General features: G+C 58.8%; 1 protein-coding gene. It reads left to right on the top strand.

Translation table 11 applies throughout. The annotated features are described in order from the left end of the window. On the top strand, positions 1–505 hold a 505-nt coding region (locus IVB48_RS00320), incomplete at its 5' end, for a transposase (protein ID WP_247396326.1). Between the last annotated feature and the right edge of the window lie 221 nt (positions 506–726).

The following is a 726-nucleotide window of genomic DNA, read 5'->3' as shown; positions in this document are numbered from 1 at the left end:
TTATCGCAAGGCGGCCGGACGGGAGGCCAAGCTTTGCTATATGGGCCACGCCACCATGGAGAACCGGCATGGGCTGGCGGTGGCCGGCAGGGTCACGCATGCCAATGGCACCGCCGAACGCCGGGCTGCGGAGGTCATGCTGAAGGCGAGACGCAAAGCCGCAGGTCGCCGCATCACGGCTGGTGAGGACAAGGCGTACGATACGGCCGATCATGTCGCCAATCTTCGCGCCATCGGCGTGACGCCGCATGTGACACAGAACCAGGCCATCACCAAAACCGGCAAGAACCGTAACAGCGCGATCGACGAACGAACCACGCGGCATCCGGGATACGGCATGTCGCAATCACGCCGGGCGATGGTCGAGTGCATTTTCGGATGGGGCAAGCAGCATGGCACCATGCGCAAGACCAAACATCGGGGCATCGCTCGCGTCGCCGCCGACTTCCTGCTTAATCTGATCGCCTATAACCTGATCCGAATTCCCAAACTGCTCGCCGCATAGCCACCCCGCGCCGGGCACACTCAATAACAAGCTAGAAATTACATCCAACTCTACCGCGCCGCTCCAAAAACGACCGGCGGAAAAAATGAAAATTCTCCATTTCAAGGTTTTTCAGCAGACTGCTAGTCTTACTGCGTCATAAATTTTTGCGCGATACGCGGACGCAGGATCGCTCTTGCGCAACATGGACATCGCGACAGACTTCTGACGAGGGCGAGAAC

The sequence above is a fragment of the Bradyrhizobium sp. 76 genome (genome assembly GCF_023073025.1).
Lineage (GTDB): Bacteria > Pseudomonadota > Alphaproteobacteria > Rhizobiales > Xanthobacteraceae > Bradyrhizobium.
The sequence above is the reverse complement of the archived record's forward strand: the minus strand, read 5'-3'. Positions and strand labels throughout refer to the sequence as shown.